Source organism: Arthrobacter sp. SE2, from assembly GCF_058244265.1.
In genome coordinates this window covers 211,592-234,640 of the sequence record NZ_JBZAYA010000002.1, presented here as the reverse complement: position 1 = coordinate 234,640, position 23,049 = coordinate 211,592, and the positions used below count along the sequence as shown (strand labels likewise).

The window sequence follows — 23,049 nt, the reverse complement described above, 5'->3', positions numbered from 1 at the left end:
GGTGTGTGGTTATGCCGATTGTTGGGGGTCAGCCGCGGGCTGAGTGCTGTGCGACGCCGGTCGCTGCGGAACGGGTGCCGTGAAGCCTGAACCGAGCAGGCCAATTGCATCGATCAAGTGCTGACGCAGGCTCGCGAGGGATTCAGGGGAAAGATCCGGGCCGTGTTGTTCGAACCAGACGCTCATGGCTGCCTTGCCGCAGGAAATGATGGACCCGGCCAGGGCCCGCAAATAGAGCTCATCGACGTCCGGGCCAAGGCGAAGACGGGCGGCGTCGATGATCTGCATGGTGCAGTGGTCCCAGGCTTCCAGTTCGGAACGCACCAGGGCACGGTTGTCGTGTGTGAGGCTGAAGAGCTCGGCCATGGGAGAAACCGTCATGGGGTCGGCCAGCGCCATGAGGGCCGCCCGGGCGGAATCGAGGATAGGTTCGTCCGAAGGGCGCAATCGGAACTGTTCCAGGGCATGATCCAGGAAGCCTTCGGTCACTGAGGCCAAGGCGGCTTCGAGGCTGGGGAAGTAGTTGAAGAAGGTGCGCCGGGACACGCCGGCCTCTTCCGAGATGTCTTCCACGGTGAAATTGCCGGCCCCCCTGCTGCGCAACATGGCGAGGGCTGCGTCCGCGATCGCTTGGCGAGTGGCCAGTTTGTTCTGTTCCCGGCGCGAAGGCAGGGCGGCGGTGTCGGAGGTTGTCACGCACTTACACTAAGTGCAACTTTGCACTCAGGGCAAGTTAAATCTCCGGTGGTGCCGAGTGTTCCTGGGGCGCGGCCGACGTCGTGGGCTGCTCGGACGGCTTGGCTGCGGCGCTGGTGAGGTAGATCGACTGGCCTGTGGCGCCGGGCTCGCCTTCGGCAAGCGGGATAGCGAACACCGCGGTGCCGTAGGCGCACACTTCGGTCCAGTTGCCGCCCATCTCGGACGTGTCGAAGCGCATGGCGACAATTGCGTTGGCGCCCCGCTGCTGGGCCTCGTTGACCATGCGGGTCATGACTTCCTGGCGACTTTCGTAGAGTGCCTTGGTCATTTCAGGCAGTTCGCCGCCGCCGAGGGAGCGGAAGCCGGCCATTACTTGGGCGCCGATATCCCGGGAGCGGACGGTGAGGCCCATGACTTCGCCGAAGACGGCGTCGATCCTGTGGCCCGGAATCTTGTTTGAGGTGACTATCAGCATGGACAGAGCCTATCCAGAATCCAACCACTGTTAAAAGGGCAAATCCCCGGGGAATTCCCCGGGGATTCGTCCGCTCGACGATGGGCCGCTAGGCCTTGGCGCCAGCGAGTTCGTGAGCGTCGGATGCCTCCGCAGAGTCAGCCTCCGCGGCGAATGCCGTTCCCTTGCGGGGTGCGTTGTAGAGCGATTCGTCCAGGATTCCCTGCCGTTTGGCGACAATAGCCGGAACCAGCGCTTGTCCAGCGACGTTGACGGCCGTGCGGCCCATGTCCAGGATGGGGTCGATCGCCAGGAGGAGCCCGACGCCGGCGAGCGGCAGTCCCAGCGTGGACAGGGTCAGAGTGAGCATGACGACGGCGCCAGTGGTGCCTGCCGTTGCCGCGGAACCAAGGACCGAAACCACTACGATCAGCAGGTACTGGCTGAAGTCCAGGTTGATGCCAAAGAACTGGGCAACGAAGATCGCGGCGACGGCCGGGTAGATGGCGGCGCAACCGTCCATCTTGGTAGTGGCGCCGAGCGGCACAGCGAACGATGCGTAACCCTGGGGAACTCCGAGGTTGCGTTCGGTGACGCGTTGCGTGAGCGGCAGCGTGCCGATCGAGGAACGCGAGACGAATGCCAGCTGCACGGCGGGCCACACGCCCGAGAAATACTGCTTGACGGACAGTCCATGGGTCTTGACCAGAATGGGGTAGACGACGAAGAGCACCAGGGCCAGGCCTGCGTAGATGGCCACCGTGAACTTGCCGAGCGAACCTATGGTGTCCCAACCGTAAACGGCCACTGCGTTGCCGATCAGGCCGATAGTACCCAGCGGGGCGATGCGGATGATCCACCAGAGGACCTTCTGGATGACCGCCAGGGCGGAAGCGTTGAGGTTCAGGAACGGTTCGGCCTGCTTGCCGACCTTGAGGGCTGCGACGCCGACAGCGATGGCGATCACCAGGATCTGCAGCACGTTGAAGCTGATCGACGTGCTGGCGACGCCGTCCGTGACGCTCGTGCTCGCGCCGATGCCAAGGAAGTTCTTGGGGAAGAGTCCGGTGAGGAACGCCCACCAGTCGCCGGACTTTCCGGCGTACTCGGCCTTCTTGGTGATGCCGGTGCCGGAGCCCGGCTGCAAGAGCACGCCAAGTCCGATGCCGATCATCACTGCGATGAGCGAAGTGATGGCGAACCAGAGCAAGGTGTTCCACGCCAATTTCGCTGCGTTGGACACCTGGCGGAGGTTCGCGATGGAGCTCACCACTGCCGTGAAGATCAAGGGGACGACGGCGGTTTGCAGCAGCGAGACGTAGCTCGAGCCGATGGTCTGCAGCGTGGCGCCGAGCCCGTTGGGAGTCTTCGTGGTGCTGCCGGTGGCTTTGGCCAGGAGACCGAGTGCCAGGCCGATCACCAGGGCCGCGATGATCTGGACGCCGAAAGACGTTGCCCACTTGGGAAGCCGGGACCCAGTCTTTCCGGCGGAAGTCAAAGTGTTGGATGAATTGCTCACCGGAACAAAATAGGCCCCGACAAATACCACCGCGACCCGACGTTGAGAAATGTTACGTTCTTAAATTCGAGCAACTACCAAATAAGCCTGCGAATTCGCCGCCGTTCCACCCATTTATGAAGTTATTCCCGGACGGAATGTGGGGAATGTAACAGCGTTTGTGCCCTTGACGACAGGCATCCGGCAGCGTGCGTCAAAGCGACGAAGGAGCAGCACGCAGAGGATGCGTGTCGCCAAGGGCGACCGCACCGCGGACTACCCCAGCAGAGCGCGCTTGAGAGTATCCAGACCAACAGAGCCGATATTCAGCGCGTTCGTGTGGAAGGATTTCAGCTCGAATCCGTCGCGGCGTTCGAGTTCAGCCCGGATTTCTTCCCATAGCCGTTGCCCTACCTTGTACGACGGAGCCTGCCCCGGCCAGCCGAGGTACCGGGTGAATTCGAACTGGAGCTGGCCCGCGCTGATGGGAAGGTTGGCCTTGAGGAATTCGAAGCCTTTTTCCGAGGTCCAGGTGCCGCTGCCCCAGCGTTCTGTAACTTCCAGCTCGAGGTGGACACCGATATCGAACACCACACGGGCCGCACGCATGCGCTGCATGTCCAGCATGCCCATGTGGTCGCCCGGGTCCTTGAGGTAGCCGAGCTCCAGCATGAGCTTTTCGGCATAGAGGGCCCAGCCTTCACCGTGCCCGGAGACCCAGCAGACGTTCCGTCGCCAGTTGTTGAGCAGTTCGCGGCGATAAACGGCAGTGGCCACCTGGAGGTGGTGGCCGGGGACGCCTTCGTGGAACACCGTGGTGGTTTCGGCCCAGGTGGTGAAGGTGTCTTCGCCAGCGGGGACGGACCACCACATGCGGCCGGGCCGGGAGAAGTCGTCAGAGGGACCTGTGTAGTAGATGCCGCCTTCGTCCGTGGGCGCAATGCGGCATTCGAGCGTCTTCATGATGTCCGGGATCTCGAAGTGCACGTCGGCCAGTTCGGCTACTGCGCGGTCGGAGAGGTCCTGCATCCAGGCCTTGAGGGCATCGGTGCCCTTGATTTGCCGCTCGGGATCGTTGTCGAGGATGGCTTTGGCTTCCTCGATGGACGCGCCAGGCTTGATTTGCTCGGCTACGCCCTCCTGTTCGGCAATAATCCTGTCGAGTTCCTGCACGCCCCAGGCGTATGTTTCCTCCAGGTCCACAGTTGCTCCGAGGAACAAACGTGAGGCCAGGGCGTAGCGTTCGCGGCCCACCGCGTCCTTTTCGGGAGCAAAGGGCAGAAGCTCCGCTTCGAGGAAGGCGGCGAGGCGCGAGTAGGCGGAGCGCGCGACGGCGGCACCGGCGTCGAGCTCTTCCTGCAGTTCCGCCGGCAGTGGCTGCCCATCGAGGGAGGCTTCCGAAGCGAGCTTGGCAAAGAAGCCGTCCTCGGCCGCGTACTTGCTGGTCTGTTCGATGACGATCTTGACTTGGCGGGCTGCGGAGACCCTCCCTGCCTCCTTGGCCGAACGAAGGGAAACGATGTACCCGTCGATCGCTTCAGCAATGTTGGCCGCGCGGCCGGCGATGTGCTCCCAGTGTTCGGCAGTGTCGGTAGGCATGAGGTCGAAGATCGCGCGGATGGTTTGGGCCGGAGACTCGATGTTGTTCAGGTCCGCGGCGTCCCAGCCTGACTCGTGGATCTCGAGGGCCAGTCCGAGCCGTTCCCGCATCGCGTCAAGGGTGACGACATCGGAGGCGTCCGTCGGTTCGAGGGCCGCCAGCTCATCGAGGGTGCCGCGCGCTGCCTTGGCAAATGCCTCCGCGCCGGCAGGCGAGAAGTCCTGGTACTCGGTTTCGTGTCCGGGCAGGCCGAGGGTGGTGGCGAGGGTCGGGTTGAGGGCAAGAAGGGTGTCCGTGTAGGCGTCGGCGACCGCATCGATGGCAGTCTGGAGGCGTGCCGGAGCTGTGTTAGGAGTAGTCACCCCAAGAGCCTAACCGCGACAAGACTCTTGTGAAAGGGTTGTTGCAGAGTTCCCCCACAGTACGGGCCTCCGCCTGGGCCCACGCTACCGAGGGGCCCCAGACGAGCCTGCGAGTCTGGGGAGGTTAGGGAGGCGGTGGGGATTTAGCCCCTGCTGCGCTTCCAGGAGCCTGGCCCTGGAGTGGGGTCCATGCGAAGTTGCTGCCGTCGCAGCCAGTGCCGCGTGCTGGGTTTCGGAGTTTCGGCTTCCTCCGGCGATCCAAGGGAGGCGACGACGGCGGCAAGCGCCGCGAGCTCTTCCGGCGTCGGGTTTCCCTTGACGACCGAAAGCAGCGGTTCGACCGGTGCCGCGCCCGCGGAACCAGTGGAGTCAGGAAGGTTCTGCTCGGCGCTCACAGGGGGATGTTTCCGTGCTTCTTGGTGGGCAGGCTGGCGCGCTTGTCGCGAAGGGCACGGAGGCCCTTGATGATCTGGATGCGGGTCTCCGACGGCACGATGACGGCGTCGACGTAGCCAAGCTCGGCCGCCTGGTAGGGGTTGAGGAGTTCTTCCTCGTACTGGCGGATGATCTCGGCACGCTTGCCTTCGACGTCGCCACCGGACTCGGCGACGGCGGCAAGGTCGCGACGGTACAGGATGTTCACGGCACCTTGGGCGCCCATGACGCCGATCTGGGCCGTCGGCCAGGCCAGGTTGAGGTCGGCACCGAGCTTCTTGGAGCCCATCACGATGTACGCTCCGCCGTAGGCCTTGCGGGTGATGACCGTCAGCTTGGGCACGGTGGCCTCGGCGTAGGCGTAAAGCAGCTTGGCTCCGCGGCGGATGATGCCCTGGAATTCCTGGTCCTTGCCGGGCAGGAAGCCGGGGACGTCCACCAAAGTGATGATGGGAACGTTGAAGGCATCGCAGTGGCGGACAAAGCGGGCGGCCTTTTCCGAAGCGGAGATGTCCAGGGTGCCGGCGAACTGCATGGGCTGGTTTGCCACGATCCCGACCGTGTGGCCTTCAACCCGGCCATAGCCGATGATCACGTTGGGGGCGTAGAGCGACTGCATTTCGAGGAAATGGGCGTCATCCACAATCTGCTCGATGACCTTGCGCATGTCGTAGGGCTGGTTGGCGGAGTCCGGGATGAGCGTGTCCAGGGCGAGGTCGTCGTCGTCGAGCTCCAGTTCCTGTTCGTGTTCCAGAACGGGTGCCTCGGAGAGGTTGTTGGACGGCAGGAAGTCCAGGAGTTCCCGGACGAACTCGATCGCGTCGGCTTCGTCGCTGGCGAGGTAGGTCGCAGTGCCGGTAGTGGCGTTGTGTTGGCGCGCGCCGCCGAGGGTTTCCATGTCCACGTCTTCGCCGGTGACGGTCTTGATGACGTCCGGGCCGGTGATGAACATGTGGGAGGTCTTGTCCACCATCACCACGTAGTCGGTGAGGGCGGGGGAGTAGGCGGCGCCGCCGGCGCACGGGCCCATGATGAGGGAAATCTGGGGGACGACGCCGGAAGAATGGACGTTGTTGCGGAAGATGTCGGCGAACATCGCCAGCGAGGCGACGCCTTCCTGGATGCGCGCGCCGCCGCCGTCGTTGATACCCACCATCGGGCATCCGTTGCGGAGCGCGAATTCCTGGACCTTGACGATCTTCTCGCCGTTGACCTGGCTCAGGGAGCCGCCGTAGACGCTGAATTCCTGGCTGTAGATGGCAACTAGGCGGCCGTCAACGGTTCCATAGCCTGAGACGACGCCGTCGCCGAGGGGCTTCTTCTTCTCCATCCCGAACGCGGTGGAGCGGTGGACGGCCAGGGCGTCGAACTCCACGAAGGAGTCTTCATCGAGGAGCATGTCGATGCGTTCGCGGGCGGTGTTCTTGCCGCGGGCATGCTGCTTCTCGATCGCTTCGGGGCCGGAAGGTTGTTCTGCACGGGCCTGGCGGTCGCGGAAGTCGGCAATCTTTCCCGCTGTCGTTGTCAGATCGTGGCTCATCAAATGTCTCCGGCTCTGTAGCTGATTTACGCTGGCACTGCTTCGTTAGGCTTGCGCTCTTAAGTAGCATCCGTACAAAGTGCGGGCCCTGTTGGCTAGTCTAATGACGCAAAAGCCACAGACCGCTGTAGAAACCCTACAATTTTCGGACTTCAAGTCGAGCATTCAGCGATGTTACTCACCAGTAACATAGTTGGGTTACAGTGTCCTCATGACCTCAAGGAACGATGCTTCTGCAAACCCGGCCCTTCCCTACCAGGCGCGTGGATCACTGAAGGGCCGCACCATCCTGATGTCCGGCGGCAGCCGCGGCATCGGCCTGGCAATCGCAACCCGTGCGGCCCGCGACGGCGCCAACATCGTCATCATGGCCAAGACCGGAGAACCCCACCCCAAGCTGCAAGGAACGGTCTTCACGGCCGCCGAGCAACTGGAAGCAGCGGGCGGACAGGCGCTGCCGCTCGTTGGGGACGTCCGCAACGACGACGACGTTGCCGCGGCGGTTGCCGCCGCCGTCGAACGCTTTGGCGGAATCGACGTCGTCATCAACAACGCCTCGGCGATAGATCTCTCCCGCACCGAGGCGATTGACATGAAACGCTATGACCTCATGCAGGACATCAACGTCCGGGGCACCTTCCTGCTGTCCAAGCTCGCGCTTCCGGCCCTGCGGAAATCGGGCAACGGGCACATCCTGACTCTTTCCCCGCCGTTGAACCTCGACCCGAAGTGGGCCGGCATGCACTTGGCCTACACCATGGCCAAGTACGGCATGAGCCTCACCACGCTGGGACTGGCCGAAGAACTCAAGAACGACGGCGTGTCGGTCAACTCGCTCTGGCCTTGCACCCTGATCGACACTGCTGCCATCCGGAATATGCCTGGCGGGGAACAGATCGTCCAAGCCGCCCGAGGCTCGGACATCATGGCCGACGCTGCCCACGCTGTCCTGACCGGGGCGCACCTGGCCGCGGACTCAGGCGGTTCGGCAAGTTCGGGCAACTTCTACACGGACGAACAGGTGTTGAGGGCTGCGGGTGTTTCGGACTTCAGGCCCTACAGCCTGGGGGCCCCGGAGGAGAAGCTGGTGCCGGATATCTTCCTCTAAGCGGACAACTTCTTCCGGGACCAGCCTGGCTGGATAGGATTCTGTCTATGGACGTCGAACAGCCTGCCAGCACCGAACCACGTGCCCCGCGCTTGGGCCTGGACCGTGATGCCCTGCTTCATCCCGACTTCCTCGCGGCCGCCGGTATTTCGCAATTGAAGATCGTGGAGACCACCGGCTCCACCAACGCTGATCTGCTGCGCGCCGTTACCACGGAGCCGAAGGAATGGTCCGACCTCGCAGTCCTCACCGCCGAGCACCAGACGGCGGCGCGGGGCCGTCTCGACCGTCATTGGGAATCTCCCGCACGTTCGGCGATTTCCGTTTCGATCGTCCTGCGCCCCGTGAATTCCCAAGGCCTGCCCGTCCCGACCCAGAGCTACTCCTGGCTCTCCCTTCTGGGTGCGCTGGCCTTGCGTGAGACCCTCCTGGAAACCGCCGGCGTGCCTGCCGAGATCAAGTGGCCCAACGACGTCCTCGTCCGGGGCAAAAAGATCGCCGGCATCCTTGCCCAGATGGGGCCGATGGGCGATGGCTCGGTTCCGGCGGTGATCCTGGGTACCGGTCTCAACGTCACGCTCGGCGAGGATGAATTGCCTGTCCCCACGGCAACCTCCCTTCTGCTTGAAGGTGCCACCACCACGGACCGCACGGTCCTTCTTCGCAACTATCTCTCCCGCTTCGCAACGCTGTACCGCAGTTTCTGCAACGCCGACGGCGACCCTACAGCGGGATTGGCCGGAGGCTCCTCCCTGCACAAGCGGGTAGAAGCTGTCATGGTCACCTTGGGACGCGAAGTTAAAGCTCATTTGCCCGGCGACCACGAATTGGTGGGGCATGCGTCCAGGTTGGATGAATATGGTTCCCTTTTAGTGGTGGACCATGGTGGCCGCGAGCACGTCGTGACCGCCGGCGACGTCGTCCATCTGAGGGCTACCGAAAGCGGTTATGCGTAAAGAGCTCCTGCGTGGGGAGCAAGTCATCGTGATCACGCGGCAGCAGCCCAGGATGCTCTTTGGTCCCGTCCTGGCATTCATACTTGTCCCCGCCGCCGCCGCGTTCGCCTGTGCATGGATTGTCAAGGGCGGACCGGGCAAGTTGCTTCCGGTCATCACAAGCGACTGGACCCAATGGTTGGTTACCGCGTGCCTGGCCCTAGTGGCGATCGTGCTGCTCGGCTACAGCCTCCCGCGATTCATCCGCTGGCGCGGCATACGGTACATCCTGACAAGCGGCCGGATAGTTGCTCGTTTCGGAATGCTTCGCCGCGGCGACTGGCAGGTTCCGCTGGCTGCGGTGCGTAGCGTGGGGATTCAACAATCGCTGCTCCAACGGATATTGCGCTCCGGGAATATATCCTTGGATACCGGGCACCCCGGCGAGGCCGTCCTCGCGGACGTCCCGGAGGTCGGCAAGTTTCGAAGTTTCATCCTGGATGCCATGGCCGAGCTTCCGACGAATGTCAGGTTCGGCCCTGGCGCCGTGCAGGAGGCCGGCGATTTTGACAGTTTTGCTGGACCAGTTGACTACCCGGATGCCGCGTTGCCCTGGGATATGAGAGAAGGTGGAAGAGATGAGCGTTGACGAGCAGGAGCCTGAGTACATGGACCACGAGCCCGACGCCGTGCCCGAACCTTCCGTGGACCAAGCACTAACGGGGGTCCTCCCCGTAGTGTCCCCGCCAACCGGCGCCCTGTCTTCAGAACGGCTTGCCATCAAGGCCCTGGAAACCAGGCTCCTGGGCGGCGAACGCAAACTCCGGCGACGCGAAGTGGCGGCCGGAGCAGGCGTCTCGCTGTTATCTGCCCGCAAGCTGTGGCGAGCGCTGGGTTTCCCCAACTTCGGCGACCAGGACGTCGCGTTCACTGAGCGCGACCTCGCTGCGCTTTCCACCATCCTTGACCTTGTCCGCGCAGGAAAGCTGACCGAGGAAGCCGCCATTTCCGTGACGCGCGCGATCGGCCAGATGACCGACCGGATGGTGGTGTGGCAAGTCGAGGCCCTCATCGAAGACATGGTGATGCAGCAAGGCATTCCCGACGCCGTTGCCCGCAAACAGTTGGTCAATGAACTGCCCAACCTTGTGGATGCCATGGAAGAGATCCTCCTTTACTCGTGGCGCCGCCAGATGAACGCCGGTGTGCAGCGCCTGGCCGTCCGTGCAGAGGCAGGTCTTCAGGCCAGCGAAGCCGGCCGCGAAGGGGACGAAGACGATGCCCCTTTGCCCTTGGCGCGCGCCGTGGGCTTTGCCGACCTCGTCTCCTACACGAGCCTGTCACGCCGCATGAACGAGAAAACCCTGGCCCAGTTGGTCCAGCGCTTCGAGAACAAATGCGCGGAAATTATCTCGATCGGCGGCGGACGCCTCGTCAAGACCGTCGGCGACGAAGTCCTCTACATCGCCGAGACGCCGGCCGCCGGCGCTGAGATCTCCTTGGCCCTCGCCCAGGCCTTCACGGAAGACGAAATCCTGCCGGAAGCCCGCGTCGCCATGGTCTGGGGACGGATCCTTTCCCGCCTCGGCGATATTTACGGCCCCACCGTCAACCTCGCGGCCCGCCTCACCGCTTTGGCCGAACCCGGCACAGTCCTCGTGGACGAGATGACGGCAGCAGCTCTCGGCCAGGACGAACGCTTCGTCCTGGTTCCGCAGACGGCCGAGAACGTTCGTGGTTTCGGGGAAATCCTCCCCGTCCGGCTTGCCCGCGGCCTTGGCAAGGGACTGGTTCTCGACTGATGAATTCACCCTCCGCAGCGACCTCCCCTGAGCCCGGATTCACGTTGAGCTATGGCTACGGGACGGACCGCGGACTCAGCCGGGAACTCAACGAAGATTCGCTCATCGCGGAGGATCCGGTCTTCGCGGTCGCTGACGGCATGGGCGGCCATGAGGCGGGCGAGATTGCCAGCGCGTTGTGCGTACGGACCCTCGGCAGCATGCCTCAATTGGCGTCGGGAGTCCGCTCGGCGACCGCTGTTGCCATGCAAGAGTGCATCCTTGCCGCCGACTCCCAGATCCGGAATGCGACGGGTGGCCGCGCCGGAACTACGCTCACCGGCGTCGTTGTCGCCGAGCACATGGGCGTTCCGTATTGGCTGGTCATGAACATCGGCGATTCGCGCACGTATCGCTTGAGCCGGGGCGATTTCAGGCAGGTGACCGTGGACCATTCGGAAGTCCAGGAACTCGTGGAGGCCGGAAGCATCACGCGTGAAGAAGCCACGGTGCATCCGCGCCGCCATGTGGTGACCCGCGCCCTCGGCACAGGCGGCGAAAACGAAGCGGACTTCTGGTTGCTGCCCATCCAGGATGGGGACCGGATGCTGATCTGCTCGGACGGACTCACCGGGGAGCTGAGTGACGAGCACATGTCCCGGATCCTGAGCGCGGTGGAGAAGCCCCAAGACGCGGTGGATGCCCTCATTCAGCAGGCGTTGCTGAGTGGCGGACGGGACAATGTCACCGCGATTGTGGTGGATGCCAGGATCGAGTAGAACGACGCCGAAGGGACCGGCACAGGCTCCTGCCGATGGCGTTTTTGGGGGACGGGATTTGCGACACGCCCGGACTTTGTAGGAAGATTCCGGTCAATACCACCCCAACTCCGGGCGGCCTGTGCCGTCCTGCAGAGGTAAACATGACACAACGCTCCTCCGCGCGCTCTGGCGGCGCGACCCGTACCGCCGTGCGACGCCCGTTCTCCGTTGCCCTCGCGGGCATTGCCATGGCTGTGGTGATGTGCGCTTTCCCGTTGCTTTCGGCCCACGCCGAGACCGTCGGTCCTCCCGGCCAGGGACAAGTTTCGCCCGCCCCGGCCCCGGACCCGGCACCAACCGAGCCCACGCCAACCCAGCCGAAGGTCGTGGACCCCGCGCCCACCAAGCCACCCGTCGTCGCGCCGGTGGTCCCGGCACCCGCCCCGGTGGTGCCGGCACCCGCCGCGCCCGAACCGGCCCCCATGACACAGGTGACCCTGGAACCGGAACCCAGCGTGGCGCCGTCGGAGGCTCCGGTGGCCTCGAGCTCGGCTACCCCGTCGGGCAGCCCGACGGCTAGCGCCTCGCCGTCGGCGTCGTCCAATTGGAATACCCCGATCCAAGACGGCCTCAAGGCGACCCAGGCTGCCGCGGTGAGCGGTACAAAAGGGCCGGGTTCTGACATGTTCGCCGTGATCGCCATCATGGGCGGCGTGCTTTTGGTGGCGGCGGGCGGCATTGCCTTCGCTTTGTGGAGCCGTCACCGCTTCTCGCACTGATTCCTGCTTGTGGTCCCTGCTTCCCGTCCGGGGGGCCATATTTTGTCGCTGCTTTGCGGCAAGATAGGTACGTGAGCACAGCAGAGAGCGAAACCGCAGTTCCAACGGAAGCCGTACGGGAAGAGTACGAAAACCTCGCAGACCTCGTCCGGAAGTACCGCTATGCGTACTACCAGGAAGATGCGCCGACTGTTTCGGATGCCGAGTTCGACTCCCTCTACCGCCGCCTTGAGGAGCTCGAGGCTTTGCATCCCGAGCTCGTGTCCAACGATTCGCCCACGCAGGAAGTGGGCGGAGAGGTTTCGGCCGCTTTCGCCGCCGTCGAGCACCTCCAGAGAATGTACAGCCTGGAGGATGTCTTCTCGCTGGACGAGTTGGAAGCTTGGGTCCGCAAGGCTGAGGCTTCGGTCGAAAAGCTGGGCACCGCGGCTACCCGCATTGCGTGGCTGACGGAGTTGAAAATCGACGGCCTGGCAGTGAACCTGCTCTACCGCGACGGCAAGCTTGTACGTGCCGCCACGCGCGGAGACGGCACCACGGGCGAGGACATCACCCACAACGTGCTCACCATCAAGGAGATCCCGCGCCAGCTCAGCGGCAGCGGATTTCCGTCCGAGGTGGAAATCCGGGGCGAAGTCTTCATTCCGTCCAAGGCTTTCGCCGAATTCAACGAGGCGCTGATCGAAGCCGGCAAGGCGCCGTTGGCCAATCCACGCAACGCCGCGGCCGGCTCGCTGCGCCAGAAAGACCCCGCGGAAACCGCCAAGCGTCCGTTGAGGATGTTCGTCCACGGCATCGGGGCCCGCGAAGGCCTTGACTCCACGAGCCAGTCGGAAACGTACAAGCTGCTGGAGGAGTGGGGCCTGCCGGTCAGCCCCTATTTGAAGGTTCTGGACTCCTTCGAGGAGGTCCTCGACTTCATCAAACACTTCGGCGAACACCGGCACGACCTCCTGCACGAGATCGACGGCATCGTGGTCAAAATCGACGACTTCGCCACGCAGCGTGCCCTCGGCTACACCTCTCGGGTGCCTCGCTGGGCCGTTGCCTACAAATACCCGCCGGAGGAAGTCCACACCAAGCTGCTGGACATCCAGGTCAACGTCGGCCGCACCGGCCGCGTCACTCCCTACGGGGTGATGGAACCGGTCAAGGTGGCCGGATCCACCGTGGAGATGGCCACCCTGCACAACCAGGACGTGGTCAAGGCCAAGGGCGTCATGATCGGCGACATCGTGATTCTGCGGAAGGCCGGCGACGTCATTCCTGAGATCGTTGGGCCGGTATTGGCGTTGCGAGACCAGCAGGATCCTCCCGTCCGTGAGTTCGTGATGCCCACGGAATGCCCGTCCTGCCACACGCCCCTGGCTCCGGCGAAGGAAGGCGACGTCGATATCCGCTGTCCCAACGCGAAGTCCTGCCCGTCCCAGCTACGCGAGCGTGTCTTCCACGTGGCGAGCAGGGGCGCTTTCGACATTGAGGCACTGGGGTGGGAAGCAGCCATCGCGCTCACCCAGCCTGCGGAACCGGAAACTCCGCCCCTGCGCAGCGAGGCGGCCTTGTTCAGCCTCACACCGGAGGATCTCGCCGAGGTCCGCATCCAGCGTGAGAAGCGCTCCAAAGGCGTGGGCACGGGAACGTTCGAACTGTTGCCCTACTTCTATTCCAAGGCCACCGCCAAGACACCCTCCAAACCCACAGCCACCACGGACAAACTGTTCAAGGAACTCGAGAAAGCCAAGACGCAACCCCTCTGGCGCGTCCTGGTTGCCCTGTCCATCCGGCACGTCGGCCCCACTGCGTCCCGCGCCCTGGCCACGGCTCTTGGCAGCATGGAAGCAATCCGGGCCGCCTCTGAGGAGGAACTGGCCAACGTCGACGGGGTGGGACCGACCATTGCCGCGGCACTCAAGGAATGGTTTGCCGTTGACTGGCACCAGGAAATCGTTGATAGCTGGGCAGCTGCCGGTGTGCGCATGGTTGACGAACGCGACGCCGGCATCCAGCGGAACCTGGCAGGACTCACCATCGTGGTGACGGGCTCCCTCCCCACGCTGAGCCGGGACGAAGCCAAGGAAGCCATCATCCTCAGGGGCGGCAAGGCGGCCGGCTCGGTTTCCAAGAACACCAGTTACGTCGTGGCCGGGGAGAACGCAGGCTCCAAGCTGGACAAGGCAGAGCAGCTTGGCATCCGGGTGTTGGACGAGGATGGCTTCAAGGCATTGCTCGACGGCGTCCTGGAACCCGTCGGCGGCACGGCTCCGGATGATGAAGACGCAGCCGTTTCCCTGGCTGGCGCTGCCGCGGCGGAAGCGGACGCCGCCGAATGACGGCCGATGTCTTGGAGCTTCTCGCTGTCGCCCACGCGGCCGCCGCGGCAGGAGCGGGGGTGCTCGCGGCCAGGCCTGCGGGCCCCAACTCGGCCGGGAACCTCGGCGTGGTGAACAAAGGTGACGCCGGCGACTGGGTGACGGCCTTCGACGTCGCGGCGGAGAACGCTGTGCGGGGTGCAATTACCGCGGCCCGCCCGCACGACACCATCACGGGCGAAGAGCACGGCACCACGCGGCCCGAGGAGCCCAGTGGCTACCGATGGTCGATCGATCCGCTGGACGGCACCACCAACTTCATCCGGAATATCGTCTACTACGCCACGTCCGTGGCCGTTGCTGATGCCGACGGCGTCTGGCTGGCCGGCGTTGTCAACGCCCCGGCGCTTGGACGCATCTACTCGGCGGCACGCGGCCACGGAGCGTGGCTTGAAGAAAACGGGGAGCGCACCCAGTTGAGTGGACCGCTGCTGGGCCGCACAGGACTGATTGTGGCCTCCGGGTTCAGCTACGATCCCGCCACGAGGGCCGAGCAGTTCGCCGGGCTCGGAAACCTCATGGAAGGCTTCGCCGATCTCCGCAGGCTCGGCTCCGCCGCATTGGATCTCTGCCTCGTGGCCGATGGAACCCACGACGCCTTCGGGGAGCGGGGGCTCAACGAACACGACTACGCGGCAGGTGCCCTGATCGCCGAGGAAGCCGGCTGCTGGGTCCGCCGCCCACGGCTGACCAGCCCGCTGGACGGCGGCCCCACAGATGCGGACCGTTTGGAAGCGTGGACTTGCGCGGGAACTCTCGAGCTCTCTGGCAAGTTCCCGCTTTAGGATCGCGGAGTCTTCGATGATACGGACGCTGGCGATTTCGAACTACCGTTCCATCCGGGACCTGACCATGGAGCTGCATGGCCTGGACTTGGTCACCGGCTCCAATGGCAGCGGCAAATCCTCGCTTTACCGTGCTTTGCGGCTCCTGTCGGAGTGTGCCGGGAGCGATTCCGCGAACGTCGTGGGTTCCTTGGCCCGCGATGGGGGACTCAGCTCAACGTTATGGGCCGGACCAGAAACCATCAGCGATGCCATGCGGCGGGGTGAAGCGCCGGTGCAGGGAACAGTCCGGAAGGAATCCGTCAACCTGAAACTGGGTTTCTCCGGAGATGGCTTCGGCTATCTGATCGACCTGGGACTGCCCGTTTCCGGTTTCGCCTTTGACGACGCCATAGGCAGGCCCGTCCCGTCCGCGTTCAACAGGGATCCGGAGATCAAGCGCGAGCTGGTGTTTTCCGGCCCTGTAGCCAGGCCCGGGTCGGTGCTCGTGGACCGCAAAGGGGCCGTTGCCCGGCTGAGGGGCGAGAAGGGCGAATGGGTGGAGTTGTCCCGTCGCCTGCACGCTTACGAAAGCATGCTCACAGAAGTCTCTGACCACGACAGGGCACCGGAGGTACTCAGGGTCCGGGACATGGTGCGGTCTTGGCGCTTTTACGACCACTTCCGTACTGACCATGAAGCTCCAGCCCGTCAGGCGCAAATCGGCACCAGGACTCCCGTCCTCCACCATTCTGGGAGTGATCTTGCGGCAGCCTTGCAGACACTTCGCGAAACCGGCCAGGACGGTCTGCTCGACGACGCGATCGGCAGCGCTTTCCCAGGCAGTAGGCTGCGGATCGCCGTCGTCGACGGTCGCTTCAGCGTCGAGCTCCAACAGCCGGGCATGCTTCGTGCCATGGCGGCCGCTGAACTGTCCGATGGGACACTCAGGTATCTCATGTTGGTTGCGGCACTTCTGACACCGAGGCCGCCGGAACTCATGGTGCTCAACGAGCCGGAAACCAGTCTGCATGTGGATCTGATGCCGGCCCTGGCCCAGCTCATCGTTCAAGCCGGCGAGCGCAGCCAGCTGATTGTGGTCTCCCATTCTGCGCCCCTGATCGCTGCCTTGCGGGAGAGCGGACGCGTGCATCAGCACGAGCTGTACAAGGACGTGGGGGAGACCAGGATCAAAGACCTCGGTGCACTTGAAGGACCGCCATGGAGATGGCCCCGCCGCTGACTCGTGCACCGAGCTCCCGATGTCAGACCCCTGCGAGCGACCCGATCTCCGAGAAGCGGTTGGCCGGGCGTTTCAAGCCGTAGTGGTCCCGCAGCGTGCTGCCCGTGTATTCGGTGCGGAACAGCCCCCGGTCCCGCAGCACCGGCACCACCCGGTCAACAAAGGCCTCAAGCCCTGAGGGCAACACGGCAGGCATGATGTTAAAGCCGTCGGCCGCGCCGTTTTCGAACCACAGCTGGATCGCGTCGGCCACTTGCTCCGGTGTTCCAGCAAAGGTCAGATGGCCACGGCCGCCTCCCAGCCTGCCGATCAGCTGGCGCACCGTGAGTTTCTCGCGGCGGGCCAGCTCCACAATGAGGGTATAGCGGCTCTTCGCTCCTTCGATCGAGTCCTCGTCTGGGAGATCCGCGGGAAGCTGGCGGTCGAGGGGCAAGTCCTCAGGGTTCACGCGGAGCGTCTTGGCCAGCTCGGCCCTCGCGTATTCGGGGCGGATCAGCTCACCCAGTTCACGTTCCAGGCGCAGCGCTTCGGCTTGCGTGGAACCGATCACCGGGACAATTCCCGGCAGGATCTTGATGCTCTCAGCCGCCCGGCCAAGCGCGACGGCCCGAGTCTTCAGGTCTCCGTAGAACGCCTGGGCATCTTCCAGGGTTTGCTGGGCCGTGAATACGGCCTCGGCGTACCTGGCGGCCAGGCCCTTGCCGTTTTCGGAAGAGCCCGCTTGGACGATCAAGGGATGGCCTTGGGGAGAGCGCGGCAGATTGAGTGGTCCGCGGACACGGAAGTGCTTGCCCACGTGGTTGATGGGCCGGACTTTGGCCGTGTCTGCCCAGACGCCGCCTTCCTTGTCCGCAAGCACGGCGTCGTCCTCCCAACTGTCCCAGAGCTTGGCGGCCACCTCCAATCCGGCGCCACGCGAAGCAATGTTTGAGGCGCCTTCGACGCTCGCTCACTTATATGGGGTTTTCGCTCGACGCTCGCTCACCTATATGGGTTTTCCCTCGACGCTCGCTCACCTATATCTGAGCGAGCGTTGGGTCAAGCGTGATAGTTCGGTCACGGAAACGGCGCTTTTGAACCCCGGGCGCTGCGGACCCGACTACCATGGATCAGTGCATTCGCAGATTACCGTCCGTCCCGCCCTGCCCGAAGACTACGACGCCGTAGCCCGAGTCACGATGGCGTCTTACGTGACCGCTGGCTACTACGGCAGCCCGGATCACCCGTACTTGGAGAAGCTGCGCGATGTGGCCGGCCGCGCCCGGTACGCCGACGTTTTCGTCGCCGAGCGCGATGGTCAGGTTATCGGCTCCGTCACGTCGGCCAGGGCCGGCGGCGACTTTTCGGACATTGGCCTTCCTGACGAACTCGAAATGCGCACCTTGGTGGTTGATCCGGAGGTTCAGCGCTCGGGCGCGGGACGCGCCCTCGTCCAGGCAGTAGTCGACCAAGCCCGTTCCATGGATGGCATCAACGCCGTTTCCCTCACGACAGGCGCCACGTGGGAAAGCGCGAATGCCCTTTACGCCAAGACCGGATTCGAGCGCGAGCCGGAGCGTGATTGGTTCGTACCTGGGACCGACATAAAACTGTTCGTTTATCGGCAGGATGTCCGCCAGCCATAAAGTTTCCTCGTAAACCCCGGCTATCGGGCCGGGTGCGGAAACTGAGAAAGGCGCGGCATGCGCAAGACATTCGGCACGGGCTCGGTCTGGGAACAGACCCTTGGATACTCCCGTGCGGTCCAGGTGGACAATACACTCTTCATTTCGGCCACGGCGGCGTCCGGGCCTGATGGCATCGTCGGCGACGACTTCTACTCGCAGACCAAATACATCCTCGAAAAGCTGGGTGCGGTCCTGTCCGACGCCGGGTTCGATTACGAGGACGTTGTGCAGTCCAAGCTCTACCTGACCGACATCAGCAAGTGGGAAGACGCCGGCCGCGCACACGGCGAGGTCTTCGGCGAGATCCGTCCCACCCTTTCCCTGGTCCACGTCCTGCCGTTCCTCGACCCGGAAATGCTGGTCGAAATCGAACTGGTAGCCCAGAAGAGCGCCTAAGCAGCCCAACTGACTCGCAGTAGGTGTCGTTTTGACGCCTCATAACGGCATCTACTGCGAGTCAGTTGGGTGGGCAGCTACTTGGGGGAGAGCCGGGCGGGGACGCCATAGCGGTGTTCGGGGCGGCCGGTGCTGCCGTAACGCAGCTGGATCTCGACGGCGCCATCATCTGCCAGCGAGGACAGGTACCGTTGCGCCGTGGCGCGCGAGACCCCCACCCGTTCGGCCACTTCCGTGGCCGAGTATTGTTCTCCCGGTGCCAAGGATTCCAGCACGGACGCTTCGGTCGCCGAACGAGGCTTTCCCGACGGCGCCACGTCACCGGCCACGAGCGCCCGCTTGGCCCGCTCGATCGTGTCCTGGTCCACGGCATGTTGGCGACCGAGGATCCTCCGGTATCTGGCATACGAACGCAGTTGCTGCGACAGCGATTCAGCGGTGAACGGTTTCAGGAGATACGCCAAGGCCCCTCGGCGCAGGGCGGTCCTGATGGACCCCGCATCGGACGCCGCAGTCAGCATCATGGCATCCACATCGAGTTGCCCCAGCAGATCCAGGCCCGAACCGTCCGGCAGATAAACGTCCAACAACACAAGGTCCGGCCGAAGGCTATGCACGGACTGCAGCGCCTGCGCCGTGGATCCGACTGGCGCCAGGGCCAGGAAACCGGCCACGGAGTCCACGTAGGCGGCATGGAGCTTGGCGACGTGGAAATCGTCATCCACGATCAACACCCTGAAGTCTTCGCTCACTGGTGTCCTTCCTTGCGTTCAGCAGCGGGTCGTTCGGCCCGGACGGCATCGTCCGGCGTGCCCGTCACGCCCGGCATCGTGGCCATAAAGACGGCGCCAGGGCCGCCTGTCGAACCCGGGTCCAGGACGCGCACATCGCCACCGCGACGGCGGGCGAGTTGCCGGACCAGCGCGAGGCCGAGTCCCTGCCCGCCGGCCCTGGCGATACCGCCCTCGGCGGGCTCCGCCGTCGTGAACCCTTCCACGAAAACCCTTTCGGGCTCGACACCGCCGAGGCCGTCGCCGGAGTCCGCGACGACGATGTGCAGCGTGCCGCCGTCGGGCCCAGCTTCGTCGAGCAGCTCAAGCTCCACCCAGCGTTGGGTCGAAGAGCCGGCGACGGCGGCGTTGACGGCATTGTCGATAAGGTTGCCGAGCACCGTGGTGACGTCCTGTGGCTCGGTGACGTGTTCCCGCACCAAGGTCTCGGGGCCGATCCGCAACGCCACCCCTCGCTCGTGCGCTTCCACGCTCTTCGCGCCGACGAACGCCTGCAAATACGGATCCTGGAGGAGCTCCGCTTGCTGGACAGGAAACTTCAGGGGGCCTGTGGCGGAGATCCTGGCGAGGTAGTCCTTGGCCTGGCCGTGTTGGCCGATGCTCATGAAGCCGGCGATCGTATGGAGCTGGTTCGCGAATTCGTGGCGTTGGGCCCGTAGCGCGGCGGACATGGTGCCTACGGCGTCGAGCTGGCGCGTCAGCTGCTGCAGCTCGGTGCGGTCCCTGAGCATGACCACCCAGCCGAGATCCTCTTTGCGGTGCAGCGCCTTGCGGGCGTTGGCAACCAAGACCCGGCCGCCCGCCACGATTTCCACTGCCTCGGCGTCGTGCGCAGAGGGTTGAGTGAGGGCCTTGAGCTGCGCCGGGACGGCGGCCCTTTCCCAGTCGGTGCCCGCCAAGTCAGTGCCCGCCAAGTCAGTGCCCGCCAAGTCAGTGCCCGCCAGGTCGGTGCCGGACCGGGTCGGGCCGGCCGCGGCGGGGGAGCCAGGGGTTCCCGACGCTTCCGGCATGCCGAGCAGCCGCCTCGCCGCGGCATTGAAGACGGTGATGCGGCCATCGGCGGAAATGCCGATCACGCCGTCGTCCACGCCCTGAAGCACGGCCACCTGGTCATGCACAAGGGTGCTGATCTCTTCGGGTTCGAGGCCAAGGGTCAGTCGCTGCAAACGACGACGGAGGAGGAACGACGCGAGGACGCCGGCCACCAGGGAGCCCGCAGCGGTCAGGGCAATCGGGACGATGTCCTCGGCAAGGCTTTGGCCGAGAGACTCCATGGAGTAGCCGACGCTGACTTCGCCCACCACCGTCGCCGCGGAACCTGGAGCGAAGACCGAGACCTTGGCGCCCGCCGATGGTCCCAGTGTTCCGGTGTTCCGGGTGGTGACTTCCTTCCCGGAGAGGGCATCCGAGGGGTCCGTGCTGACCCGTTCGCCGAGACGGACCCGGTCCGGGTGGGCCAGCCGCAGGCCGGTCTCGTCCGTGACCACCACGAACAAAGCACCGGTTCGGCTCCTGGCAGCCTCGGCAGCAGCTTGGATGGGTCCGGCCGCGAGAACGGTGGCGGGTGGGGTTCCGGGCTCTTTGCTGATGGCTTCGACCTGGGAGCGGAGCGCGGGGTCCGAGGCCACGGTGCGTGCCAAAGTCAGCGCCTGATTCTCCGCCTCCGTGCCGATCCGTCCATAGACGAGCCACGCATGCACGGTGCCACTAAGGAGCACGACTAAGAGGACGACGCCGAGTTGCAGGAGCAGGGTCTGCGTCGAGAACCGCAGGGCAAGCCTGGGCATGCTGCCTCCTTCCGGCGGGAATTGGCCGGCTGGAGCGGGGCAGCAGCGGCGCTGTATTTCTACGTCTACCTCTCCATTGAAGCATTGAGCACAATGAGCAAAATGCTCTCAATCAGCAGTATGTCCATCAAATCCCACAAAGGCCTTGCCGTGAGCGTCGCCACTATACGTTCTGTATCGCGCATCACATCGACGTGATGCCGTTCACAGTTGTAAGGAGCCGGCTGTGCTGGTATTGCTTGGATTCGCAATGATTGCGGTGTTCATGGTCCTGATCATGACAAAGAAGTTGACGCCCGTTCTGGCGCTGATCATCGTTCCCACCATCTTCGGCCTGTTTGCCGGTGCCGGTCTTGGCATCGGAAGCATGGTGATGGACTCGATGAAGTCCATGACGTCAACGGCCGCCCTCCTGATGTTCGCGATCGTGTATTTCGGACTCATGATCGACGTCGGCCTGTTCGACCCGCTGGTGAAGTTCATCCTCCGCAAGCTGGGCAACGACCCCGCCAAAGTGGTCCTGGGCACCGCCATCCTCGCTGCCGCGGTATCGCTTGACGGCGACGGCTCCACCACCTTCATCCTCACCACCGCAGCGATGCTGCCCGTGTACCTGCGTTTGAAGATGAGCCCGGTGGTCCTGACCTGCGTGGCCGGCCTGGCCAACGGCACCATGAACATCCTGCCGTGGGGTGGCCCCACGGCCCGCGCCGCCACCGCCCTCAAGATCGATGTCAACGACGTGTTTGTCCCGATGGTTCCCTCCCTCATCGCAGGCCTCGTAGTCGTCTTCGTGTTCTCCTGGCTCTTGGGCCTGCAGGAACGCAACCGCCTCCGCGCCACGGCTCCCGAGATCTGGGGCGACGTCGCCGACGCTGGTGACATGTTCGACGGCGGCACGCACCGCGGTGGTACTGGCACCGGCGGAGGCTCCGGCGTCGTGGTCCTGGAACGCACTGAAACCCTTGTTGACCTCGCCGACACCGGCTTGACCGCCACCGCTCTCGATCCCAGCCGCAAGACCCTGCGCCCGAAGCTCTTCTGGTTCAACCTCGGACTGACGGTCGTTGTCATGGTGATGCTCGTGGCCAACCTGGTGCCGCTGCCGTACGTCTTCATGGTGGGGTCCGCGATTGCCCTGTTGGTGAACTTCCCCAAGGTCAAGGAACAGGGCGCGCAGCTGGTGGCCCACGCACCGTCCATCGTGGCCGTGGTCAGCATGGTCATGGCGGCGGCCGTCCTCACGGGTGTCCTCAACGGCACCGGCATGGTCAAGGAAATGTCGGCGTGGCTGGTCCACATCATCCCCGCCGAGATGGGTCCGTTCATGGCCGTCATCACCGGCCTGCTCAGCATCCCGATGACGTTCTTCATGAGCAACGACGCCTTCTACTTCGGCGTCCTGCCGGTCCTGAGCGAAACCGCCGCGCACTACGGCATCAGCGGCGCGGAAATGGCGCGCGCCTCCATCACCGGCCAGCCCTTCCACCTCCAGAGCCCTTTGGTCCCCGCAATCCTGCTGCTGGTGTCCTTGGCGAAGGTTGAACTGGGAGACCACCATAAAAAGGTCCTCTGGCGCACGGCGGTCATCTCCGTCGTCATGCTCGCCGTCGGCATGCTGACGGGAGCCATCGGCATCGGGTAAGAAACCAACAAAGCAACGCGGGGTCACTTACGGCCCATTCGGGACCTCCGGATGGGCCGTAAGTGACCCCGCGTTGTTCGTCGTCCAAGCCACGTAGACTAGTCCGGAAAACCATTTGAACTTTGCAGGGGAGATCCATGGCTGCGATCAACCGTGACGACGTCGCGCATCTTGCGCGTCTGGCTCACATTGAAATGAGTGCCGAAGAGCTGGACAGGATGGCCGGCGAGCTTGCCGTCATCGTGGATTCGGTGAAGTCCGTCAGCGAAGCCGCCGGGGACGATGTCCCGGCCACGTCCCACCCGATTCCGTTGAGCAACGTGTTCCGTGAGGACGTCGTGGGCCACACCTTCACGGCCGAGCAGGCGTTGTCCGGGGCTCCGGATTCCTTCGAGGGCCGCTTCAAGGTTCCGGCAATCCTGGATGAGGACTAAG

At 64.2% G+C, this 23,049-nt stretch carries 21 protein-coding genes and 1 pseudogene; 13 read left to right on the top strand and 9 right to left on the bottom strand.

Annotated elements, in window-relative coordinates; translation table 11 throughout:
* Window positions 1-9: 9 nt before the first annotated feature.
* The 6 genes from AC4CS3_RS03845 to AC4CS3_RS03820 form a co-directional block, all read right to left on the bottom strand.
* Window positions 10-696 carry a TetR/AcrR family transcriptional regulator gene (locus AC4CS3_RS03845; protein WP_490782274.1) on the bottom strand — a complete coding sequence of 229 codons (687 nt, stop codon included), beginning with the start codon at window positions 694-696 and terminating at the stop codon, window positions 10-12.
* A 37-nt stretch (window positions 697-733) separates the two neighbouring features.
* Window positions 734-1,174 (bottom strand): YbjQ family protein, encoded by a 441-nt coding sequence (locus tag AC4CS3_RS03840; RefSeq protein WP_490782273.1) that lies wholly within the window; start codon window positions 1,172-1,174, stop codon window positions 734-736.
* 88 nt (window positions 1,175-1,262) lie between these two features.
* Window positions 1,263-2,672, bottom strand: coding sequence for a dicarboxylate/amino acid:cation symporter (locus AC4CS3_RS03835; protein WP_490782272.1), 1,410 nt, complete (start codon window positions 2,670-2,672; stop codon window positions 1,263-1,265).
* Between the two features lie 255 nt (window positions 2,673-2,927).
* A complete protein-coding gene (locus AC4CS3_RS03830) occupies window positions 2,928-4,613 on the bottom strand; it encodes a DUF885 domain-containing protein (protein WP_490782271.1) in 1,686 nt (561 codons plus the stop codon).
* Between the two features lie 143 nt (window positions 4,614-4,756).
* On the bottom strand, window positions 4,757-5,008 hold the full coding sequence (locus tag AC4CS3_RS03825) for an acyl-CoA carboxylase subunit epsilon (RefSeq protein WP_490782270.1): 252 nt from the start codon (window positions 5,006-5,008) through the stop codon (window positions 4,757-4,759).
* Window positions 5,005-6,588, bottom strand: a complete 1,584-nt coding sequence (locus tag AC4CS3_RS03820; protein WP_490782269.1) for an acyl-CoA carboxylase subunit beta — start codon at window positions 6,586-6,588, stop codon at window positions 5,005-5,007. The genes AC4CS3_RS03825 and AC4CS3_RS03820 overlap by 4 nt, the downstream gene beginning before the upstream one ends.
* 211 nt (window positions 6,589-6,799) lie before the next feature.
* On the opposite strand from AC4CS3_RS03820, the gene AC4CS3_RS03815 reads away from it, so the two are divergent.
* The 9 genes from AC4CS3_RS03815 to AC4CS3_RS03775 all read left to right on the top strand — a co-directional run bounded on the left by AC4CS3_RS03815 (window position 6,800) and on the right by AC4CS3_RS03775 (window position 16,328).
* On the top strand, window positions 6,800-7,696 hold the full coding sequence (locus tag AC4CS3_RS03815) for an SDR family oxidoreductase (RefSeq protein ID WP_490782268.1): 897 nt from the start codon (window positions 6,800-6,802) through the stop codon (window positions 7,694-7,696).
* Window positions 7,697-7,743: 47 nt separating this feature from the next.
* Window positions 7,744-8,652: a biotin--[acetyl-CoA-carboxylase] ligase gene (locus AC4CS3_RS03810; protein ID WP_490782267.1), complete on the top strand. Its 909-nt coding sequence runs from the start codon at window positions 7,744-7,746 to the stop codon at window positions 8,650-8,652.
* Window positions 8,645-9,280, top strand: a complete 636-nt coding sequence (locus AC4CS3_RS03805; protein WP_490782266.1) for a PH domain-containing protein — start codon at window positions 8,645-8,647, stop codon at window positions 9,278-9,280. Before AC4CS3_RS03810 ends, AC4CS3_RS03805 begins: the two co-directional genes overlap by 8 nt.
* Window positions 9,270-10,433: an adenylate/guanylate cyclase domain-containing protein gene (locus tag AC4CS3_RS03800; protein ID WP_437772985.1), complete on the top strand. Its 1,164-nt coding sequence runs from the start codon at window positions 9,270-9,272 to the stop codon at window positions 10,431-10,433. Before AC4CS3_RS03805 ends, AC4CS3_RS03800 begins: the two co-directional genes overlap by 11 nt.
* The gene (locus tag AC4CS3_RS03795) at window positions 10,433-11,191 is read left to right on the top strand and encodes a PP2C family protein-serine/threonine phosphatase (protein WP_490782265.1); all 759 of its coding nucleotides are present in this window, start codon (window positions 10,433-10,435) and stop codon (window positions 11,189-11,191) included. Before AC4CS3_RS03800 ends, AC4CS3_RS03795 begins: the two co-directional genes overlap by 1 nt.
* A gap of 143 nt (window positions 11,192-11,334) precedes the next feature.
* Entirely contained in the window at window positions 11,335-11,952 is a 618-nt protein-coding gene (locus AC4CS3_RS03790; RefSeq protein ID WP_490782264.1) for a hypothetical protein, read from the top strand.
* Window positions 11,953-12,023: 71 nt separating this feature from the next.
* Window positions 12,024-14,282 carry an NAD-dependent DNA ligase LigA gene (ligA, locus tag AC4CS3_RS03785; RefSeq protein WP_490782263.1) on the top strand — a complete coding sequence of 753 codons (2,259 nt, stop codon included), beginning with the start codon at window positions 12,024-12,026 and terminating at the stop codon, window positions 14,280-14,282.
* A complete protein-coding gene (locus AC4CS3_RS03780) occupies window positions 14,279-15,106 on the top strand; it encodes an inositol monophosphatase family protein (protein WP_490782262.1) in 828 nt (275 codons plus the stop codon). Before ligA ends, AC4CS3_RS03780 begins: the two co-directional genes overlap by 4 nt.
* A 16-nt stretch (window positions 15,107-15,122) precedes the next feature.
* The gene (locus tag AC4CS3_RS03775; RefSeq protein WP_490782261.1) at window positions 15,123-16,328 is read left to right on the top strand and encodes an AAA family ATPase; all 1,206 of its coding nucleotides are present in this window, start codon (window positions 15,123-15,125) and stop codon (window positions 16,326-16,328) included.
* A gap of 22 nt (window positions 16,329-16,350) precedes the next feature.
* On the opposite strand, the pseudogene AC4CS3_RS03770 reads toward AC4CS3_RS03775, so the two are convergent.
* A pseudogene (locus AC4CS3_RS03770) lies at window positions 16,351-17,232 on the bottom strand (NtaA/DmoA family FMN-dependent monooxygenase); the annotation flags it as partial.
* Between the two features lie 208 nt (window positions 17,233-17,440).
* On the opposite strand from AC4CS3_RS03770, the gene AC4CS3_RS03765 reads away from it, so the two are divergent.
* Window positions 17,441-17,953, top strand: a complete 513-nt coding sequence (locus AC4CS3_RS03765) for a GNAT family N-acetyltransferase (RefSeq protein WP_437772991.1) — start codon at window positions 17,441-17,443, stop codon at window positions 17,951-17,953.
* 57 nt (window positions 17,954-18,010) lie between these two features.
* Window positions 18,011-18,391 (top strand): RidA family protein, encoded by a 381-nt coding sequence (locus tag AC4CS3_RS03760; protein ID WP_490782260.1) that lies wholly within the window; start codon window positions 18,011-18,013, stop codon window positions 18,389-18,391.
* Window positions 18,392-18,468: 77 nt separating this feature from the next.
* Here the strand turns inward: AC4CS3_RS03760 and AC4CS3_RS03755 are convergent, their stop codons facing one another.
* Window positions 18,469-19,143, bottom strand: coding sequence for a response regulator (locus tag AC4CS3_RS03755; RefSeq protein ID WP_490782259.1), 675 nt, complete (start codon window positions 19,141-19,143; stop codon window positions 18,469-18,471).
* The gene (locus AC4CS3_RS03750) at window positions 19,140-20,969 is read right to left on the bottom strand and encodes a sensor histidine kinase (RefSeq protein WP_490782258.1); all 1,830 of its coding nucleotides are present in this window, start codon (window positions 20,967-20,969) and stop codon (window positions 19,140-19,142) included. Before AC4CS3_RS03750 ends, AC4CS3_RS03755 begins: the two co-directional genes overlap by 4 nt.
* Before the next feature lie 226 nt (window positions 20,970-21,195).
* Here AC4CS3_RS03750 and AC4CS3_RS03745 point away from each other — a divergent pair, with 226 nt between their 5' ends.
* Both AC4CS3_RS03745 and gatC read left to right on the top strand, forming a co-directional pair.
* On the top strand, window positions 21,196-22,614 hold the full coding sequence (locus tag AC4CS3_RS03745; protein ID WP_490782257.1) for a CitMHS family transporter: 1,419 nt from the start codon (window positions 21,196-21,198) through the stop codon (window positions 22,612-22,614).
* Window positions 22,615-22,751: 137 nt separating this feature from the next.
* On the top strand, window positions 22,752-23,048 hold the full coding sequence (gene gatC, locus AC4CS3_RS03740; protein WP_078105822.1) for an Asp-tRNA(Asn)/Glu-tRNA(Gln) amidotransferase subunit GatC: 297 nt from the start codon (window positions 22,752-22,754) through the stop codon (window positions 23,046-23,048).
* The last annotated feature ends 1 nt before the right edge of the window (window position 23,049 follow it).

Coding starts and splice junctions, on each gene's coding strand:
- AC4CS3_RS03800 (WP_437772985.1), top strand. CDS start 9,270: ATGAGCGTTGACGAGCAGGAGCCTGAGTACATGGACCACGAGCCCGAC.
- AC4CS3_RS03780 (WP_490782262.1), top strand. CDS start 14,279: ATGACGGCCGATGTCTTGGAGCTTCTCGCTGTCGCCCACGCGGCCGCC.
- AC4CS3_RS03840 (WP_490782273.1), bottom strand. CDS start 1,174: ATGCTGATAGTCACCTCAAACAAGATTCCGGGCCACAGGATCGACGCC.
- AC4CS3_RS03790 (WP_490782264.1), top strand. CDS start 11,335: ATGACACAACGCTCCTCCGCGCGCTCTGGCGGCGCGACCCGTACCGCC.
- AC4CS3_RS03760 (WP_490782260.1), top strand. CDS start 18,011: ATGCGCAAGACATTCGGCACGGGCTCGGTCTGGGAACAGACCCTTGGA.
- AC4CS3_RS03750 (WP_490782258.1), bottom strand. CDS start 20,969: ATGCCCAGGCTTGCCCTGCGGTTCTCGACGCAGACCCTGCTCCTGCAA.
- AC4CS3_RS03810 (WP_490782267.1), top strand. CDS start 7,744: ATGGACGTCGAACAGCCTGCCAGCACCGAACCACGTGCCCCGCGCTTG.
- AC4CS3_RS03820 (WP_490782269.1), bottom strand. CDS start 6,588: ATGAGCCACGATCTGACAACGACAGCGGGAAAGATTGCCGACTTCCGC.
- gatC (WP_078105822.1), top strand. CDS start 22,752: ATGGCTGCGATCAACCGTGACGACGTCGCGCATCTTGCGCGTCTGGCT.
- AC4CS3_RS03805 (WP_490782266.1), top strand. CDS start 8,645: ATGCGTAAAGAGCTCCTGCGTGGGGAGCAAGTCATCGTGATCACGCGG.
- AC4CS3_RS03775 (WP_490782261.1), top strand. CDS start 15,123: ATGATACGGACGCTGGCGATTTCGAACTACCGTTCCATCCGGGACCTG.
- AC4CS3_RS03795 (WP_490782265.1), top strand. CDS start 10,433: ATGAATTCACCCTCCGCAGCGACCTCCCCTGAGCCCGGATTCACGTTG.
- AC4CS3_RS03815 (WP_490782268.1), top strand. CDS start 6,800: ATGACCTCAAGGAACGATGCTTCTGCAAACCCGGCCCTTCCCTACCAG.